Origin of the sequence: Aquimarina sp. MMG015 (assembly GCF_018100855.1) — a bacterium.
GTDB classification, from domain to species: Bacteria; Bacteroidota; Bacteroidia; order Flavobacteriales; family Flavobacteriaceae; genus Aquimarina; species Aquimarina latercula.
The window spans coordinates 357,298-371,774 of the sequence record NZ_JAGJEB010000001.1 but is presented as its reverse complement, the minus strand read 5'-3'; the positions used below and the strand labels follow the sequence as shown (position 1 = coordinate 371,774).

Sequence of the window (14,477 nt, the reverse complement as noted above, 5' to 3'; positions counted from 1 at the left end):
TTAGTCTTATTCTCTCCTAAAGTCTTCTATGAGTTGTCTAATATCAGCTCTTATTCGATCTATGACCCACTTCTGTTCTGCTTTATCAATACCTTCTAAAATCTCATTATTATCCAAATTAAAATCTAGTAAAGTATCTTCTAGAAATTCATTTTCTAATTCAGATATTCTTTGCTTCTTATTGTGATCCACAGCCCCTATTTTAGAAATAGCACTATCTAATCTATTTTTAGTCAAATAATTCCGTATTTCAGCTATTAAAAATGATAGTTCTTCTGTATAAGAATTAGTGTTTTCAGTAAAAGCCCACTTTTTTGCCTGATGGAATTTATTTTCTTCTTCGAACTTATTGTTCTTAATTTTAACGACTGGTCTCTTATTTACACTTATTGTATAATCATATGGTTTTACTATTATTCCCTCGATTAAATTATCAGATATATTGGGTAAGTTTAACTCTTGCGGTATTTTAGAATTTATTGATATATTAAAATTTAAAGCCTCTGATAATTTACCAACGAATAGTGGTTTGACAAATGATATATTGTATTTTTCAAAATATGTTATACTTTCTTTGTATGATAGATAGTACTTAGCATCGGAAATTATTGCTATGTCGAAGGCGAAGAAGTTTATAGAAGGGTCATAATAAACACCTGTTTGTATAGCCTGTACTCTTTTATCTGGAGTAACATTTTCATGTGGATATATGCCTCCAAAAAGCTCTCCGTAAATAATATACCTTGTTGCTTTATATTGTAAGCTTAACTCTTCAAAAAGCTCAAGAATATTACTTTCGATTTGTTTTACCACTAGTTGAAAACCAAAAAAATCACTTTTCCAGGTCAGTAATTCCTTTCTTTTAGCAAATGTAAGCTCTCTATTTTCATAGATAAAACTAAAATTGGCACCGTGTATTTTTTCTGTCACAACCCAATCTAACTTATCCAAAGACTTAAAATCATTCGCATCAAAACCTTTTAAATTCTTAGCAGTTTTTTCATATCCAGAAAAACTTTCTATCATTGGGTTTTAATTTTAGAGAATAGTTTTTTTACAAGAAATAATTTGTCTCAGTTCTGATCCAAGTTCTATTTCTTCCCAAATGTGTACATCATCTTCGATAGACAGGGGATTTTGGTCTGATTGAATGTATCGTTTTATTGATGTTACAATTGGATCATTACCCTCGCTAATCTTTAGTATTGATTTTCCACCAGGAATACTATTACTACCTTCATATTCATAACAAAAAACGATCACTTTATCTCCTTTCTTAACATCTACATTAGCAAAACAATCAGAAGAAACGTATGTTTCTTCTTGGTAGCTGCTGTTTTTAAGTTCTTTTGAAAGAAGCACCTCATCTATTCTTACAATTCCCGTTTGAGATTCATACTGTTCTTTTTCGGTTTTTTTATAAATTTCATTAATAGTTCCTAGAAAAACTAGGCTGTATTTTTCGCCACAATTACCAATAAAAGGACCATTTTGTGGCCACCAATAGGTATATCCTATAGCAAGTGTATCCTCTACTTTGGTTTCAATACTAGAAACCTTTTCTAAATTCTTTGATTTAGTATTACAACTTAAACCTAGGAAACATAATAGGCACATTAATAAAACTGGATTCATTTGAACTATTTTAATCATAATTATTCTAGCGAAAAAACAACCTTAATATAATACTTTGTTGGCTCCTTTACGGCCACCGCATTATAATATTTGTATTTGTTATTTGGGTTTTCAATTTGGATAACGTCTCCTACTTTCTTTCCTATATTGATAGCTATCTGATCAGCTGTTTTTCTCGCATCATCTACAGCCTCTTTAGTTAATTTTCCAATTTGTTCATTGGTCATTTCCTTAGCAATAATATCTACTTTAGTATTAGTGACACCTTCTATTTTTTGACTTATTATTTTTTTCACTTCATCTAACGAAGTTGTCTTGTAAAAATAAAAAGAAGAGTTTGTATAATCATAAGAAGAAATACGATACATTATATCCTCTTCGAAACGACTGAAATTAATATTCACTTTGCTTAATGCAGCTGCAAATTCCTTTTCTAATTCGCTTACTGTTTTGCTTTTTATATTAATATTATTTCTATTCTTATAACCTATAACTTCCCTAAATTCTACATTTACAATATAGGTGTTGATTTCATTTGTTTTATTCGCTTCACCAATAACCGAAATCGAATTTTGTTGTTGTGCGTTTAAAAAGCCTTGACATAGTATGAAAACTATGAGTATTTTTTTTATCAAGTTCATAACGTTTTTTTTTAAATTATTTATATAAATATTAAGTTGTTAACCGAATTTAAAAGAGCTTTTTTTTACTTTATTTTGGATATATTTCTTAGCCACTCTTTATAGTTCACATCATAAATTGAAGACTTATTTTTTTGAAAAAAAATGATTGCTTCATTTGTGCCTTTCGTCTGATAAATTGTTTTTAATCTATTTCTAAATATTTCCTGATTATGTAATTGTTTTTCACTAGGTAATGGCCGTAAAGGTATTTCCACTCTTGGCATTAATCCTATGAAATATTTTAATTTAGATATGTAATTATATAATTCATCATCCTTACTTTTTCCGGATAAAATGTTGACAGCAGTTTCTATTAACCATTTATTATAAGGCAGATCATCTTCTATTTCTTTTAGCTGTTCTATCATATATGATTTTGGATATGGCGTTATGCAACCTGTCCAACAAGCCCATACTATTCCTCTCCAATTAAAATTGATAAAATCCTGAAACAGTTTTTCATCCATAGCCTGCACAGTTCTATAACAGAGATATAAAAATTCTAAGCGTTCGCATTTGACCGAAGGATATAGTGGGATATATTTTGAGTATATATCAATGAATTCGACTTGATACTCAAGTAATCTTTTTGCACTGCTCAATCGCGCTATCTTCTGGTAATAGGGATATTGTAAAAACTCTCTAAAATCAAGATAATTATATTTTTTACTGTAATTCATTCCCACACCCTTAACAATCTATAAAGCAATTATTTAACTCATATTAAATTTTGTCGATGACCTACTAAGGAATAACTGTTTCTGTAGTACACCATTCTTCAGAAAAGTTAATGTGTTGTTGTACAAAATTTTCTGTTCCGAATTGTAGTGGACACCTTGCTATATTTTGATCATCATTTACTTGAAGTTCTGTCCTGTTTCCAATACCAATAACACCAATAATCTGACCTGCATCCACTTGATCACCAACAGAAATATTTATATCCAATACATGGTCATAAATAATGAGCCAGTTAGAATTATTACTTGGTTTTATCCATACCTCGAAATCCTCAATATTTATATTCATTCTGATATCTTCTACAACACCATCACTAACCGCTCTTACCTCTATATCCGATTGATTGGTGAAATATTCAATCGCTGGGTTTTGTTGAGTTGGAGTTAACGACTCGCCAAATGGAATAAATGAACTAACCTGATCAATTGGTATAGGTGTAATACTAAAAGATGGAGAAATCTGATCGATTAAAGAATCATCATCACCACAACCTATTGCTAGCATAAAAATCATTAAAAACCTGATTAATCTCATATCGAAACCTAGCCTGTTTTTACCTTATCAAGTATTATTGATATCCCCACAAATCCTGAAAATATGTAGCACCATTTTCCAGACTAAAACCATTAAGAACTAATAATTTATTAGCAAAATATAAAGAAGTATGATATCCTCTAGAAGGAAATTTTTTCTTCACATTCACGTGCTCCCAAGCAATCCCATCTTGACTAAACCAAATATCATCATAATAATCATTTTTAGGACCTATACCTGCTGTTAACCACATTCCTTTTTCACTTACGGTAACAGCGTGATTTCTTCTAGGAGAAAACTGAGTGCTAGCCGTAGCTAAATTCCATTGAAATCCATTTATAGAATACCAAACATCATTTAGGTAATTTCCATTATTGTCGTATCCTCCGATAACCCATATTTTATTATCATATACCACCGTTGCATGTCCATATCGCCTGCCAAATGGAGCTAGATTCGTTACCAAGTTCCATTGTACTCCATCACTACTAATCCACACATCTCCTTTTACATCAAAATTATCACTTAACCCACCAATCAAAAATATCCTGTTTTCTATGCTTGCCAGCGTATGCCATCTACGTGAAGAAAAAGGAGCATTTTTTGCAGTCTGTATCCAATCCTTTCCATTAGTACTGCGCCAAACATCATTAAAGTACTGATTTCCTTGAGTACCTCCTACAATCCACATGTTCTTATCCGCTACAGTCATAGCATGACCATAACGCTCTGCAAATGATGCATTAGGATTTACTTCTTCCCAATTTTTACCATCTTTGCTACTCCAAACATCGTTATACGTAAATTGGTTTCGGATGCCCGCAATCACCCACATTTTATCATCAAACACGGCTGAAGTATGAGCTGCTCTTCCTCCATATGGAGTTTCTTCATTTACGACAGTATTTGGAAGCGTAATTCCACCTACTGGGAGCATTTTTTCTGAAGAAACCTGAGAAGCCTCCTCATGTATATCTTCTTCTTTTAATTCACAACTACAAACAATCAAAAAAACTGTTAATAGCCTAAAAATGTATTTAAATCTATTTTTCATATCACACGTTTTTAATAACATATGATCAAAAATAAACTCCAATTTTACCTTACATGTCCGAGAAGTTTGAATTTCAAAGAATTCGGATATTTTTTTACAAATACATAATCTAAACCAAGTGGGTTGAGTATTCAACCCACTTGGTTATTTTATTAATTAGTGACTAAGACATTTTTAAATTTTGAATCAACAACTGATCCTGTTTTTTTATTATATACCATATATTCTATGCGCCACCTAGTTGTGCTGCCACTTCCATACACAGGAAAACTAAGGCTTGAAGTACTAGCACCTACGTTATCGGTTTGAATTGGTATTAGAAATCCAAAAGTATTTTCTGCCCAAAATCTTATTCTAAAACCTCTTAGGCTACTAGGAAGTGAAGCTAATACATCTTTTGGTAGAAAATATGAATACGTTCCTACCTCATAGGCATCTAAAGAAGAAGGACCGTACACCCCAACAAGATGTGGAATTTGCCATTCATCATCACCCGGAAATCCCCAGTCTTTTGCACTTTCTACAATTTCGACTTTTGGTGTAGCTAAGGTTTCATCTGTATTATCTAATTCAGGTTTTGAGCACGATGCAACTAGTGCTATTATACAAAATAGTGCTAGTTTTTTGATTTGTTTTTTCATGTAAAATAATTTTTAGTTAATACATTAAAAGTATTGTGACTCTTGCTCTTAGATGTCCGAAAACATTGAATTTCAAAGAATCCGGATATTATTTAGGACTTTTAAAGATGTCATATCTATTATGGAAGACCCCTCTTTTTTAATAGTACATTAATCTTCATTTTGTTTAAAAAATCATTGTTACTCCAAATAGGGCTTTCTCTACAGAGGCTTTGAGTATTTTCCGGCTTAATTTTTACGATTTTGGTTTGAAAATGTTGTCCTTTTTTGAAAGTAGTATCTTTTATCATTATAAATTTCTCATACAATTTCCCTTTTCCCGAGACTATTAGTATATAGCAACCATTACATAATGGGAATTGATTAAAACTAGAGCGTTTCTGTATAATCTTGTCTATATTTTGAGTAAACACCAATTCATTTGTTCCGTTTTCTCCATAAGATTCATTTTCATACGGATTTCCTTTAGAATCTGTTACAATAATTTTCAAACCATTGATTGTTTTCCCTGTTTTAGATTCACGAACATCAACTATTACAATTGACGACAAATCCCAAGGGCAATGTTGCGCATGAGATTCGGAAATACTAACTAACGCAATAAAAAATACTATATACCTCATTTTAGATATGATTTCTTTTGCAAAAGAGTTTTACTAAAATTTTGTTCCACGAACTTTAATAGCGTACACTAAAATGATAATAACAACAGGAATTATGAAAAAAACTATGGTAGGTATATTCGTTTGATTATTATCTGTTGCCTTTTGTTCTTTTTCTAGCTTTGTATCAGTTTCAGTTTCTAGATTATCCTTCAAAAAAATAGTGTCTTTAGACGATAGTTTTAGATGAGTCGTCTCATCTGGTTTATATTTTTGATAATTATTTTCAACTATATCTATTGAAGTACTTGCTTCCTGAATTAGTGTCCCAAGTGATGGTTCTTGATAATATTTTTTTGAAAACTCAATCTCCGGATCTTTGCCAAGTTCTATCCACCTGATCTCGTCTTTACGTATTTTTTCATAATACGCAGTTCCTTCTGTAATTTCCTCTTTTAATGATTTTTCTAGCTCATCGATTGTAAATCGATTACCTCTTCTTTTTGTATATTGGTAATAGAGTGTAAGTGCAATCTTCTGATCATACAACTCCTTTGTAGCTTTTTCCTTGCTGTGGTAAGAAGCCTTAAAATATGCTCTTGCGGCTAATTGTCTTGCTCCACTTTTCCAACCACTTGCCATTAATAAATCTCCTAGGGCTTCTAGTAAAATTGGTGAGTCATAATTACCAAACTTCATCATCCCCATGACACCCTTGATTGCTTTTTGAAGTTCTTCTTTTGGCAATAATTTCTTTTCTATAGTATCTGCTTTCTTACTATTGTATTTATCACTTATAAAAGTATAAAAATTATCAAATGTCTTTATAGGAAAACCTCCACGAGTATCATCAAATCCCAATGATAATGGAAGAACAACTTTTCCATTTTTCCTTTTACTTAGTACATATTCTACTAAATGTCGTTGATAGATTTCTCTTCCGAAATGAGCTTCTGGATTTATTGCAATTGCTTTGTCAATATATTCTATTCCTTTTTCTAATTGATTATTATGGATGTAGAAAGTTCCGAGATTAGCATATGTTTTATAGTTATTAGGAGCGATACTATCCTTTTTTAGAATAATTTGAATTGCTTTAGGATCATCACCAATTTTTGAATACGCAACGGCAAGATCATCATATAGTTCTAAGTTATCCGGAGATTTCTCTAGTTTTTCCTTTCTATCTTGTATTCGCCATTGATAAAACTCAGGTGAATGCCTTAAAAACTTTCCTGATATTAATTCAATTACATCTGGAAACTGCATTCTTTCCATTTCTATAGTGTCATAATCCCAAAAACAAGAATACCCAAAAAAACAAGTAGAAATGGTACATACTAAAATTAATGTAAATCGTTTCATATCTTAAATTTAAAAAAAGGATCCTCATCACTGCGGTTAGGTTAGATAATGAGGATCCACAAGTAATGAAAAGCAAATTGGACAAAAAAACTCTATCACTACATAATTTTGTCTAACTGTTTATTCTAACTTTACTACCCAATAATCCCATTTACCTTTACCAGAACCACTAATATCACCTCCAGGCCCTTGAACATATCCTGTTACAATATAACCATCGTTGGTTTGCTGAATTGCGTTGGCATAATCTGGTTCTGGACCTCCAACGCTAATTTCCCAAGATAGTTCTCCTAAATCACTTAGTTTAACAATCCAATAGTCTCGATACCCACCATTATTAGTGCTTACATCTCCATCACTTGCTCCAGAGTAACCCGCGACAACATATCCTTGATCCGTAGTTTGCTGAATAGATTGACCGCTATCACTTTCTGAACTTCCCAAACTGGTTTCCCAAACTATTTCTCCTGAACTATTTAACTTAACAATCCACATATCTTTTTTTCCGTTGTTATTACTAACATCAAAATCAGAGGATTCAGAAAATCCTGCTACGATATACCCGTTATCCATAGTTTGATGAACATCATTAGCAAAATCCTCTAATGTGCCTCCTAGAGATTTTTCCCAGACAAGGTTTCCAGAAGGATCTAATTTTATAATCCAGTAATCTCTGTCACCATAATGATTACTTACATCACCATCAAAAGATTCCGTATATCCTCCTACTATATATCCGCCATCGTTAGTTTGCTCTATTGAATTCGCGATATCAAACTCACTCCCTCCAAAGTTTTTTTCCCATTCTAAAGCTCCTAAACTATCTATTTTTATGATCCAAAAATCCATCATTCCATTATTACCACTTACATTTCCATCTGATGAACCAGCGAAACCAGCAACGATATATCCTCCATCTGATGTTTCGTTAATAGAGTTCGCACCCTCATTTCCACTTCCTCCATAATTATTTTCCCAAATCACGTTTCCGGATGCATCTAATTTTATAACCCAAAAATCGAAAAAAGAAGGACTTCCATCAATACTTGTTTGAGAATTACTAGATCCTGTTGCAATATATCCTCCATCTGATGTTTGTTGTATACTATAAACATCATCATTCGAAGAGCCTCCAATATTAGTTTCCCATAATAAATCTCCTGAACCATTTAATTTAATTACCCAAAAATCCCCTCCTAAAAAACCGTCTGCATCATTATTCCCTCCTACATCACCATCATCAGAATTGGCTACTCCTGCTATTACATATCCTCCATCAGTGGTAAGTGCTATTGAATATGCAACATCAATTTCAGAACCTCCAAAGGATTTCTCCCAGGCAATTGCTACCATATCCCCTGTTGTTTCAGCTGAGGTAAATGAAAAAGTGCTTTGAGTAGTACCATTGTTTCCATCAGAAGCTATAACAGTTCCATTATAATTAGTATTAGGAGAAAGTTCTTCTAATAAATACTCCGTATCTGTAAGAGAGGAGGCTATTTCAGCTCCGTTTAGTGTTATTTCATAAGAAACAGTATCACCATCTGGGTCAATTGCTGCATCCCAATTTAATAACGAACTATTTGCTGTAACTTGACTAACACCTATTAAGAAATTTCCTGGATTTTGGTTTTGGGGTAAAACGATTAAATCATCATCATTTTTGCAACTAATTATTATTAAACCTATTACTAGGAACAGATATAAAAAATTATTCTTTTTCATAATATTCAAATTTATTATCAAAAAATGTTTGTAGCATCTTTATCAGAATGAACTATAACATACTCTGGACAATAAATGTAGATCAGTTTAAAGCGTGAAGTATCCGGAAAGTTTGAATTTCAAAGAATTGGGACATTTTTAACCTGTTTTTCTATAAACACTAGGGGAAATACCAGTCACTTTTTTAAACGAACTATAAAATGTAGATTTAGAGTTAAATCCAGATTCTAAAGCAATACCAACAATGGTATAATTTATAAAATTAGTATTCCTTAATTTTAATTTAGCATCTTCTACCCTAAATGTATTTATATAATCTGCGAAATTTTTTCCAGTTAATTTATTCACTAACTGAGACAAATAGTTACTACTAATTTTTAATTTATGTGCTACACTATCTAAACCTAAATTAGGATCTCTATATAATTTTGCTTCTTTCATTAAGAATTCAAGTTCCTTATAGTATGTATTATCATTTGTTATATTACAGCTAGTATTATTACCACAGATTTGCTTTAATTTTTTTTCTGTGAGCTTTGCTATTAAATGGAATAGGAATACATGATCATTGGTAAAAAAGTTTTTTTTCGAATGTTCCGAATCTAAAACACCTATAATGTTCCCTTCAATACATATTGGTACTGATAGTTCGGACATTCTAGTTTCATCATCAACAATATAAGCTTTGTTTTTACTTACATCATTAATGCGTTGATACCTTTGGGATTTTGCCACATTTCCGACAATACCATCTCCCATCTTAATTTTTATCGGACTAACAATTTTCTTCTCTCCATTGTTTTTGTTTCCGAAAGCTGCTTTTTGAATCAAATACTCTTTTTCTTTGTCCAACATATAAATAACACAATCTTCTAGATGAAGATGAGAAATACAATTTTCTACAATATCCCAGAGTACATCGTTTACATTATTCTTTTCAAAAAGTGATGTTGCAAAATAACTTAGTATAGCTATTGTTTGGATCGGAGCGTTTTGCAAATAATCATCTTCAAATTCATCAAAAACCTCATCAATATAGGGGATTGATAATCTATTGATACTTTTCTCTGTTGGTTTGTTTTCCTTTTTGGGATATACTTTCTTTTTAGTCTTCTGGAGATTTAAAGCATTATGCTGATCAAAGGAAGTAATAAAAGAATCATTTAATAACAATTCTGATGTTTCTTTAGTCTCAAAAAATAAGAAAAGAAGGGATGTGATTAGAATACACCAAATGTTTAATTCTGTATATAGACGACTTATTGATATTGAATTACGATCTAGTATAGATATTATAATTGCAATTATAGCAAATAACAAACATACTATTATAAACTTACGAGTGATTTCTTCGGCAGTACTATTGCCTGATTTTTTCTTAATGTCCATTTTGATTTTTTTTGTCCTTACCAAAACTGCTTGAATTAAGTCACAAAAAAAGCGGCTATATTATTCAAACAGGAATTGATTGCTTTCAATTACAAAAGCAAGGTAAAACAAGAATTAAATCCTCTGTTGTACTGTCGTTACGAATGCTTGTACTACAGTTACATGATTGGATTATCTACTGTAAACACTGAGGTTTTGTGGTTTACTTTCTTGATTCTGAAGGTGGCTTTCCAAATTCTTCTACATAAACTCTACTGAAATAAGCAGGGTCTTTAAACCCTGTTTGATATGCGATCTCTGCAATCGTGAACTCATTATTTCTCAATAAATCACGTGCATGTTGTAACCGAACTTTTCGAATAAACTTAGTCGGAGACATACCAGTAAGGTTTTTAATTTTTCTAAATAAATGAACTCTACTCATATGTAGTTCTTCTGCTAATAATGGCACATTAAATTCATCATTATCCATATGGTTTTTAATGCTGTCTATGACAGATTGTATAAAGCTATCTATTACCTGATTTTCCGAGACATTCCCCACATCCTCCCGATCATATTTTTCTCTTAATATTTTTCTTGTTTCTATCAGGTGATTTACTCTAATCAATAATTCTTCTCTATCGAACGGTTTTGCTAAATACGCATCTGCACCAATTTTTAAACCTTCGATTTGACTATTTTGATTAGCCTTAGCTGTTAGATAAATAAGAGGAATATGGTTCGTTGCTATATTGTCTCTAATCATAGTACCTAATTTAATACCGTCCCATTTAGGCATCATAATATCAGAGATTACCAGATCAGGAAGATGTTTTTGACATAAATCCCAAGCTTCTTGTCCATTATTTGCCACAAGAACCTTATAGCTTGATGCTAAACAAAACTCTATGTATTCTTGCACTTCTTTATGATCTTCTGCTACTAAAACAATGGGTAAAGATGATTCTTCGGAAATAATTATCTCTTCCGAATTCTGAGTTTCATTAACATTAATTACAGGCACACTAATAGTAAAAACAGTTCCGAACCCTTCTTTACTTTCTACTTTAATAGTACCTTTCATTAACTCTACTAGCTCCTTGGTTAATGTTAATCCAAGCCCTACACCATTTTGATTTTCTGTTTGAGATCTAGTAAAAGGGTCATATAGAATTTTTATAAAGTCGGAAGAAATCCCAATCCCAGAATCCTTTGCAATAACATTGACGATAGAATTTTCTTCATCTTCAATACATTTAATTTGTAAAGAAACTTCTCCTCCAATTTTATTATATTTAATAGCATTAGAAACTAAGTTGGTAGTGATTTTTCTCCACTTATCATCATCATAATAAATTAACAATTCTTCTTGATTGCTAGAAAATGTAAGTGAAATTTCTTTTTCTTCGGCAAGAGATTTAAATGAATACAAAAGATATTTCTGAAAAGAAATAAAATCTCCTACCTGTTCATCAATTTCTAATTGATCCTCTTGCATCTGTGCAATTTCCAAAATTTGATGCACTTGATTCGATAAATGATTTGCCTGATTTTGAATTTGATGTAAATGCTTATTTTCTTTACCCAAACCATCTTTTGCAGATCTAGTTCTTATCTGGTCTACAGCTCCTAAAATAACCGTAAGAGGTGTTCTAAACTCATGGGCAATCTGATTAAACCATCGTGTTTTAACCTCAGCCAAACTAGAAACATGCTCTTTCTCTGTTTCAGCTATTTTTCTTCTTAACTGGATTTTATAAAAAGAAAAAATCAACAGTAATAAAGATAAACCATATAAAATATAAGCTAAATTAGTTTTATACCAAGGAGGCAATACTAAAATGGATATTGGTTCATGTGCTACTTCCCATTTATTCTCTGAACTAGATGCTCTAACGTGTAATTTGTATTTTCCTTTGGGTAAATATGATAGTGTAATCAATCCTTTCTCTTGTAATGGCAGCCAATCGTTATGAAACCCTTGCAGCCAAAATTGATATCTAACATTTTGTGGTTCTTTAAAAGTTAAAGCTAAAAATTGAAAACTAACGTTCTGATCATCAGGACCAACCTTAATAACATCATTTAATTTATTCGGAAAATGTCTTGTAATAACTGTATCCTTTTGGTGTTTTGCATAAGATGACCAAACCAAATTTGGTTTATAATCTGAGGTAACCTCTACTTGTTCTGGATTAAAATAATTTACACCTCTTTCACTTCCCATCCAGATATATCCATCTTCTTCTCGGTAAATAGAACTCAACAACATAGAGTTATCATATAGACCATCTTTGACAGTATATGTATTAAATTTATTTTTCTCAGGATCGAATGAAGTTATACCGTTACTTATTGTACTTAACCATAATACTCCTTTTTTATCACTAGTAATATTTAATATTTTATCACTTGGCATTCGATCATTTCGCATATATCGGGTGAACTTCTCTTCTTCGATATCCATGCTATTTAAACCTCCATCAGTTCCCATCCATAGCTTTCCATCTTCTGTTTGATGTAACGATTGAATCAAACTAGAACTAATACTATTTAAATCATCCTTATTATGTACAAAACGCTTAAAATTATAATTAGAAGATTCTACAATTTCGCTAGCATTAGAAAACTTAAGAAGACCTCCGCTTATAGTCCCTAACCATAAATTGTCATTCTTGTCTAAAAATAAATCAATGATTCCAATATTTTTCTTAGTTACTTTAAATCTAAAATAACTGCCATCAGTGGTATCATAAACCATCAAATAATCCCATTGAGTAATCCACAAACGTTTATTTGAATCTTCAACAATCCTCCAGGGATTCCCTACTATTTTCTCAGATTCAAATATTTGCTCAACTATGCGTTCGTTTTCTGCATCTATCTTTAATATTCCAACAGATTCATTCTTAAATAATCCATAAACTGAACCATTAGATGCGCATACCAAAGATGTCATTCTATAATCAATAACTTTTTCTAATTGTGTTCCTTTAGACTTGTCCCAATTATACAATCCATCAGGTAATGTAAACCACATTTTACCTTGACACTCTACAATCTCTCTAACGTTTCCGATTGCTCCTATCTCAGGATGTCTAAAAGGTTTATTTTCTATAAGTTGAAAAGCACCTGCATTAGTTCCTATCCAAAAATTATCATCCCTATCCTGAAAAATACAAAGAAGCCTTAACCTATCCGAAAAATCATATCCTAATAAATCCTCTGCATTAAGTACAATTTGTGTCTTAAAATCTGGAGAGAATTTCCATATATTTTTTCCTGCAGCTAGCCAAATCCAATCTCGATTGTCTTGAAAAATGAATGATTTGTCTGTTGGCTTACTGATATATGAGCTATCAAAATTAAGTCTTTCTTTTACCCATTGGTCATTTCTTTTTTCTATACTATATAACTCATTAGCAATATATACTATAGTTCTCTTGTTGGATAAAGTAAGAATATTAGTAATCAGTCTTCCATTAAATAGCTCTAATTTTTTTGTAATAGTATCCGTTACCTCAAACAAGCCTTCTTTAGTCGCTATTAATGACATTCTTTCATTAAGAACCGAAATATTTGATGATCTTTTGCTATAAAACGAAGTTAATTTTTGAGTTTTAGGAACATATTTATAGGCTCCACTTGTAGAGGATATCCATAGATTATCTTTTCCATGTTTGATCAAATTATTGACCATTAATATGTCTTTCTTACCTTCTAATTTCTCAAGATTTTCGAATACTCCAGTATGTGGATCTAAAATATCTATTCCCCCACCTAAAGTCCCTATATAAAGTTTGCCATCACTTAACTGAAGTATAGATCTTACCCAATTACCTGATAAACTTCTCGAATTTTTTGATGTGTAAGTATATTTTTTATAGGATTGTCCATCGAACCTATTAAGTCCATATTGGGTAGCAAACCACATAAAACCATCTTCATCTTGGAATATATCAGAAACCCAATTATTAGATAATCCATTAAAAACATTATAAGATTTAACATTATAAGTAACCTCTCCTTGTCCGTAAGTATGAAAACAAGACAATAGAAAGCAAGCACCAAACACTATTAATTTATGTATGTACTTCATTAATTTTAAGGAGTCTAATACAATTTA

General features: G+C 31.4%; 12 protein-coding genes. All 12 read right to left on the bottom strand.

Going from position 1 to position 14,477, the window contains the following annotated elements; translation table 11 throughout:
• Positions 1 to 6: 6 nt before the first annotated feature.
• Entirely contained in the window at positions 7 to 1,026 is a 1,020-nt protein-coding gene (locus tag J8L88_RS01595) for an RNA ligase family protein (RefSeq protein WP_211059776.1), read from the bottom strand.
• Positions 1,027 to 1,038: 12 nt separating this feature from the next.
• Positions 1,039 to 1,635 carry a hypothetical protein gene (locus J8L88_RS01590; RefSeq protein WP_211059775.1) on the bottom strand — a complete coding sequence of 199 codons (597 nt, stop codon included), beginning with the start codon at positions 1,633 to 1,635 and terminating at the stop codon, positions 1,039 to 1,041.
• 20 nt (positions 1,636 to 1,655) lie between these two features.
• Entirely contained in the window at positions 1,656 to 2,276 is a 621-nt protein-coding gene (locus tag J8L88_RS01585; RefSeq protein WP_027394566.1) for an SIMPL domain-containing protein, read from the bottom strand.
• 65 nt (positions 2,277 to 2,341) lie between these two features.
• The gene (locus J8L88_RS01580) at positions 2,342 to 2,998 is read right to left on the bottom strand and encodes a hypothetical protein (RefSeq protein ID WP_120650373.1); all 657 of its coding nucleotides are present in this window, start codon (positions 2,996 to 2,998) and stop codon (positions 2,342 to 2,344) included.
• Positions 2,999 to 3,062: 64 nt separating this feature from the next.
• Positions 3,063 to 3,572 carry a peptidoglycan DD-metalloendopeptidase family protein gene (locus tag J8L88_RS01575; protein WP_211059774.1) on the bottom strand — a complete coding sequence of 170 codons (510 nt, stop codon included), beginning with the start codon at positions 3,570 to 3,572 and terminating at the stop codon, positions 3,063 to 3,065.
• Between the two features lie 55 nt (positions 3,573 to 3,627).
• On the bottom strand, positions 3,628 to 4,647 hold the full coding sequence (locus J8L88_RS01570; protein WP_211059773.1) for a kelch-like protein: 1,020 nt from the start codon (positions 4,645 to 4,647) through the stop codon (positions 3,628 to 3,630).
• 152 nt (positions 4,648 to 4,799) lie between these two features.
• Entirely contained in the window at positions 4,800 to 5,288 is a 489-nt protein-coding gene (locus J8L88_RS01565) for a hypothetical protein (protein ID WP_211059772.1), read from the bottom strand.
• A gap of 119 nt (positions 5,289 to 5,407) precedes the next feature.
• Positions 5,408 to 5,911, bottom strand: a complete 504-nt coding sequence (locus J8L88_RS01560) for a hypothetical protein (RefSeq protein ID WP_118388253.1) — start codon at positions 5,909 to 5,911, stop codon at positions 5,408 to 5,410.
• Positions 5,912 to 5,944: 33 nt separating this feature from the next.
• Positions 5,945 to 7,255, bottom strand: a complete 1,311-nt coding sequence (locus tag J8L88_RS01555; RefSeq protein ID WP_118388255.1) for a hypothetical protein — start codon at positions 7,253 to 7,255, stop codon at positions 5,945 to 5,947.
• A gap of 120 nt (positions 7,256 to 7,375) precedes the next feature.
• A complete protein-coding gene (locus tag J8L88_RS01550) occupies positions 7,376 to 8,980 on the bottom strand; it encodes a fibronectin type III domain-containing protein (RefSeq protein WP_118388257.1) in 1,605 nt (534 codons plus the stop codon).
• A 138-nt stretch (positions 8,981 to 9,118) separates the two neighbouring features.
• Positions 9,119 to 10,369, bottom strand: a complete 1,251-nt coding sequence (locus tag J8L88_RS01545) for a helix-turn-helix domain-containing protein (protein ID WP_211059771.1) — start codon at positions 10,367 to 10,369, stop codon at positions 9,119 to 9,121.
• A gap of 202 nt (positions 10,370 to 10,571) precedes the next feature.
• Positions 10,572 to 14,450, bottom strand: coding sequence for a hybrid sensor histidine kinase/response regulator transcription factor (locus J8L88_RS01540; protein WP_211059770.1), 3,879 nt, complete (start codon positions 14,448 to 14,450; stop codon positions 10,572 to 10,574).
• Between the last annotated feature and the right edge of the window lie 27 nt (positions 14,451 to 14,477).

Bases quoted from the DNA above. Each gene is read 5' to 3' on its own strand.
- J8L88_RS01550 (WP_118388257.1), bottom strand. From the start codon at position 8,980: ATGAAAAAGAATAATTTTTTATATCTGTTCCTAGTAATAGGTTTAATA.
- J8L88_RS01575 (WP_211059774.1), bottom strand. From the start codon at position 3,572: ATGATTTTTATGCTAGCAATAGGTTGTGGTGATGATGATTCTTTAATC.
- J8L88_RS01580 (WP_120650373.1), bottom strand. From the start codon at position 2,998: ATGAATTACAGTAAAAAATATAATTATCTTGATTTTAGAGAGTTTTTA.
- J8L88_RS01590 (WP_211059775.1), bottom strand. From the start codon at position 1,635: ATGAATCCAGTTTTATTAATGTGCCTATTATGTTTCCTAGGTTTAAGT.
- J8L88_RS01565 (WP_211059772.1), bottom strand. From the start codon at position 5,288: ATGAAAAAACAAATCAAAAAACTAGCACTATTTTGTATAATAGCACTA.
- J8L88_RS01595 (WP_211059776.1), bottom strand. From the start codon at position 1,026: ATGATAGAAAGTTTTTCTGGATATGAAAAAACTGCTAAGAATTTAAAA.
- J8L88_RS01545 (WP_211059771.1), bottom strand. From the start codon at position 10,369: ATGGACATTAAGAAAAAATCAGGCAATAGTACTGCCGAAGAAATCACT.
- J8L88_RS01570 (WP_211059773.1), bottom strand. From the start codon at position 4,647: ATGAAAAATAGATTTAAATACATTTTTAGGCTATTAACAGTTTTTTTG.
- J8L88_RS01585 (WP_027394566.1), bottom strand. From the start codon at position 2,276: ATGAACTTGATAAAAAAAATACTCATAGTTTTCATACTATGTCAAGGC.
- J8L88_RS01540 (WP_211059770.1), bottom strand. From the start codon at position 14,450: ATGAAGTACATACATAAATTAATAGTGTTTGGTGCTTGCTTTCTATTG.
- J8L88_RS01555 (WP_118388255.1), bottom strand. From the start codon at position 7,255: ATGAAACGATTTACATTAATTTTAGTATGTACCATTTCTACTTGTTTT.
- J8L88_RS01560 (WP_118388253.1), bottom strand. From the start codon at position 5,911: ATGAGGTATATAGTATTTTTTATTGCGTTAGTTAGTATTTCCGAATCT.